This window comes from Achromobacter sp. RW408, from assembly GCF_003184165.1.
Lineage (GTDB): Bacteria > Pseudomonadota > Gammaproteobacteria > Burkholderiales > Burkholderiaceae_B > Achromobacter > Achromobacter xylosoxidans.
Genome location: NZ_QHHO01000022.1, coordinates 621,966 through 626,143, shown reverse-complemented (window position 1 = coordinate 626,143; position 4,178 = coordinate 621,966). Strand labels below are relative to the sequence as shown.

The 4,178-nt window shown below is 69.5% G+C and carries 2 protein-coding genes; both read right to left on the bottom strand.

Going from position 1 to position 4,178, the window contains the following annotated elements:
- Positions 1-387: 387 nt before the first annotated feature.
- Complete coding sequence (locus DK459_RS05155; protein WP_006386501.1) at positions 388-1,581, bottom strand: cupin domain-containing protein; 1,194 nt, start codon at positions 1,579-1,581, stop codon at positions 388-390.
- A partial coding sequence (gene mutS, locus DK459_RS05150) for a DNA mismatch repair protein MutS (protein WP_054498383.1) occupies positions 1,578-4,178 on the bottom strand: 2,601 nt, incomplete at its 5' end. The genes DK459_RS05155 and mutS, both read right to left, overlap by 4 nt.

Here is a 4,178-nt window from a genome sequence, read left to right as displayed (position 1 = left end):
CCAGGCGTGGGGGCCGGGGCCGGCGAGGTGGCCGGCGGCGTGCTCGAGGGCGCCGGGGTGCTGGCGCCCGGCGTGGGGTTGTTCGCGGGCGCCGGGGCATCTTCCTTCTTGTTGCACGCGCTGAGCGACACCGCCAGCACCGAGGCAATAATCAAGGTTTTGCTCATCATTTTTAGACTCCTGTAGATGACGACTCTTGAAACCCCGTCAGGGGAAACCAGAATCCAGGCTACAGGAAGCCGTAAGCGATGCGAGTGTGAAAGTTAAAAAGGTCGCATCCCAACGGCAACAAACCTTTCCGGGCGGTGTGTTGTCTTGCTTTATGTGACCCTGCGCACAGACCTCATTGCGTTCTGTGCAAGATGGATACGCGCAGGTGTCTGGATACTACGAGGCGACGTAATGCAGCCAGCCGGAGTCGAGCCAGTCCGCCAGGCATGCGCGGGCCTCGTCGGACAGGCGCGCGCAGGCCGGATCGGCGCAGTCCAGGCTGCGCGCATCGGCCAGCTTGCAGAGCGCAGGCGCGGCCGGCGTCATGGCGGTCTCGCCGTTGATGAAGAGCTGTTTGCCGCGATAGAGCATGCGGCTGCGGCGATCCAGCACCAGCCTGCCGCTGGCGGGCCAGTCTTCTTCCAGGTCCACGTCCAGCCCCTCCGGGCCGTCGAACACGCTGAGGTTGCTGGGCTCGGTCAGCCAGCAGCCCAGGAAGCGCGAGGCCAGCGCGTCGTCGAAACGCAGCTTGCTGACGGTTTCCAGCGTGGCCGCGACCAGCGCGTCCGGCACCTGCGCCGGCGTGGCGACGGCGGCCTGGGCCGGGTCGCGGTACACGGCCGACAGCCTGGGGCCAGGCAACGCCGGCTCGCCATAGGGACCGCCCAGCAGCCCGACGCGCGCCATCACCTGGTCGGCGGCGGCTTCGAGCAGGCCGCGCGCCAGCGTGGCTTGCGTGGGGGCCCGGAAACCGATGGAGATGGTCATGCAGCCGTCGCCCGCGGCGATGCCGTCGTGCGCGGCCTGCGGCGGCAGGTAGAGCATGTCGCCCGGCGCCAGCACGGCTTGTTCTTCGGGCTGGAAATGGCTGAGGATCTTGAGCGGCAGGCCGGGTTCGAGCGACAGGTCCTTCTGACGCCCGTAGCGCCATTCGCGCTCGCCGGCCGCTTGCAGCAGGAATACGTCATAGCTGTCGAAGTGCGGACCGACGCCGCCGCCATGGCTGGCGATGCTGATCATCACGTCGTCCAGGCGCGCGTCCGGGATGAAGCGGAACTGCTGCATCAGCTCGGCCGCGGCGTCGCTGTGCAGGTCGACGCTTTGCACCAGCAGGGTCCAGTCGCCTTCGTTGTCCTTGGGCAGGCGGGCGAAGGGGCCGTTTTCCATCTGCCATTCGCCGTTCTCGCGCCAGATCAGGCGCGATTCGACGTCGTCGCGGCGCGCCAGCTTCTTGATCGCGGCGATGGTGACCGGCGGCTTGAAATCCGGGATGGCCTGGCGGATCAGCAGCGGCTTCTTCTGCCAGTAGCGGCGCATGAAGTCGTTGGGGCTCTGGTTGCCCAGCAGCGGCAGGGGATGGTCGAGGTTCATTGCAGGTGCTTCTTCAGGCGGTAGAGGGCGTCCAGCGCTTCGCGCGGGGTCAGGCTGTCGGGGTCGATGCCGGCGAGCTCCTCGCGCAGCGTGTCCAGCGCCTCGATGGCGTCGGCGCGGTCGGCTTCGGCATAGGCCTGCGCGTCGGCGTCGGCCGCGGCCGAGAACAGGCCGAGCTGCGGCGTGGGCGCGCCCTGCGCCTCGAGGCGTTCGAGTTCGCGGGTGGCCTGGCGGATCACGGCGGCGGGCACGCCGGCACGCTGCGCCACCTGGATCCCGTAGCTGCGGCTGGCCGGGCCTTCGCGCACTTCGTGCAGGAACACGATGCCGCCGGCCGATTCGGCCGCGGCCAGGTGCACGTTGGCCGAAGCGGGTTGTTCGGCCGGCAGGCGCGTCAGTTCGAAATAGTGGGTGGCGAACAGCGTCAGGGCGCGGTTGTGCGCCAGCAGGCGGCAGGCGATGGCCCAGGCCAGCGCCAGGCCATCGTAGGTGGAGGTGCCGCGGCCGATCTCGTCCATCAGCACCAGGCTGTTGGGCGTGCTGGCCGCGAGAATGGCGGCGGCTTCGGTCATCTCCATCATGAAGGTCGAGCGTCCGCCCGCCAGGTCGTCGGCGGCGCCGATGCGGGTGAAGATGCGGTCGATGCGGCCGATGCGGGCGCGCGCCGCCGGCACGAAGCTGCCGATGCGCGCCAGCAGCACGATCAACGCCACCTGCCGCATGTAGGTCGATTTACCGCCCATGTTGGGGCCGGTGATGAGCAGCATGCGGCGCGCGGGATCGAGGCGGCAGCCGTTGGGCGTGAAGCGCTCGATGGCCTGTTCGACCACGGGATGGCGGCCGGCGTCGATATCGATGTCGGCCTGCTCGGACAATTCGGGGGCGATCCAGTCGTGCCGCCGCGCGTGTTCGGCCAATGCCGCCAGGGTGTCCAGTTCGGCCAGCGCGCCGGCGCAATCGGACAGCGGGCGCACGTGTTCGGCCAGCACGTCCAGCAGCTGCTCGAACAGCCACTTTTCGCGCGCCAGCGAGCGGTCCTGCGCCGACAGCACCTTGTCTTCCCAGGTCTTGAGTTCCGGGGTGATGTAGCGTTCGGCGTTCTTGAGCGTCTGCCGGCGGCGGTAGTCTTCCGGCACCTTGGCGGTCTGGCCCTTGGTGACCTCGATGTAGAAGCCGTGCACGCGGTTGAATTCGACGCGCAGGTTGCTGATGCCGGTGCGCTCGCGTTCGCGCGCTTCCAGTTGCACCAGGAAGTCGCCGCCGTCGGCGGCCAGGGCGCGCAGTTCGTCCAGTTCGGCGTCAAAGCCGGTGGCCAGCACGCCGCCGTCGCGGATCGCCACGGCCGGCTCGGCGGCGATGGCGCGCACCAGCAGGGCGGCCAGCGCCGGGTCCACCGACAGGTGCGAGATCAGGTCGTTCAGCCGCGGCGATGCGGCCATCGGCGCGACCAGGTCGCGCAGCGCCGGCAAGGCTTGCAGGGCGTCGCGCAGGCTGGCCAGTTCGCGCGGACGCACCGAGCGCAGCGCCAGCCGCGCGGCGATGCGTTCGATGTCGGGAAAGGCGTTGAGCGCGCCGCGCAGCGTCTCCAGCAGGCCGGCCGAGCCGAAGGTCTGTTCGACGTCCATGCGGCCGGCCAGCAGCGTCGAGATGGCCTGCTGGCGGGCCTGGGCCGGGGCGTTGTCGCGCAGCGGATGGTGCAGCCAGCGGCGCAGCAGGCGGCTGCCCATCGGCGTGCGGCAGCCGTCCAGCAGCGAGAACAGCGTGGGCGAATCCTCGCCCGACAGCGTCTGCGTCAGCTCCAGGTTGCGGCGCGTGACCGGATCGAGCAGCACGAACTGGCCGGGCCGCTCGGCCGACAGGCTTTGCACGTGCGCCAGCGCCTGCGACTGGGTGCGGGCGGCGTAGCGCAGCAGCGCGCCGGCGGCGCAGATGCCGGCCGGCATGTCTTCGATATCGAAGCCGGCCAGCGTGTCGGTCTTGAAATGCGCGAGCAGGTGCGCGCGGGCGCCGTCGCTTTCGAAGTGCCAGTCCGGCACGCGCGAACGGGCGCCTTCGAACGGAAAGTCGAATTCGGCGCTGTCGGCGCAGACGATTTCGGCCGGGGCGATGCGGTGCAGTTCGGATTCGAGCTGCGCCGGCGCGCATTCGGTGACGCGGAAGTCGCCGCTGGCCAGGTTCAGCCATGCGAGACCGGCGCGCGGCGCGCGCGCATTGCCGGTGACGAACACCGCGGCCAGCGCGCGGTCGGCCTTGGCCGGCAGCAACGCGTCGTCGGTCAGCGTGCCGGGGGTGACGATGCGCACGATGCGGCGCTCGACCGGGCCCTTGGAGGCCGCGGGATCGCCGATCTGCTCGCAGATGGCGACGGACTCGCCCATCGCCACCAGCCGCGCCAGGTACTGCTCCATCGCGTGCACCGGCAGCCCGGCCATGGGGATGGGCGTGCCGTTGGACGAGCCGCGCTTGGTCAGCGTCAGGTTGAGCAGGCGCGCGCCGCGTTCCGCGTCTTCATAGAACATTTCATAGAAGTCACCCATGCGATAGAACAGCAGCAATGGGCCGGCCTCCGCCTTCAGGCGGAGGTATTGCTGCATCAT